The 400-nt window shown below is 49.5% G+C and carries 1 pseudogene; it reads right to left on the reverse strand.

Going from position 1 to position 400, the window contains the following annotated elements:
- A pseudogene (locus tag JUJ53_RS00065) lies at nucleotides 1-220 on the reverse strand (hypothetical protein); the annotation flags it as partial.
- Between the last annotated feature and the right edge of the window lie 180 nt (nucleotides 221-400).

Below are 400 nucleotides of genomic sequence, written 5' to 3' on the forward strand. Positions count from 1 at the left end.
GTAGCGCTTCAAACTCGATGCCGTAAGCCTCATAGCGATCATCATTGACAGCCAGTCGTAACTTATAGGCCCAGTCCCAACTAGCGTCAGGCTGCTCCGTCTCCCGCAGAATGCCTTCCCAGATATCTTCGATTTGTCCGGCGTGCTCCTGCGTTAACAGGCCTATTGTCGCCGTGACAATGTCATTTGGGGGTTTCGTTAATTGAATCGGACGGTTCATGAGCATCATATAGGAATACTCTAAAGCTTATCAATGACTGTTCTCAACACCATCTGCTGGGGAGCGAGATAACCGCAGCTCTGCCATGAGAACCATAATCGCTGGGCCATGATAGAGCGACAGCCTTCTGGACAGGTAGAAATCAGCAGACTGAAAACTGGTATAGAGTTGGTATGAGTC

Origin of the sequence: Leptolyngbya sp. CCY15150 (assembly GCF_016888135.1) — a bacterium.
GTDB lineage: Bacteria > Cyanobacteriota > Cyanobacteriia > RECH01 > RECH01 > RECH01.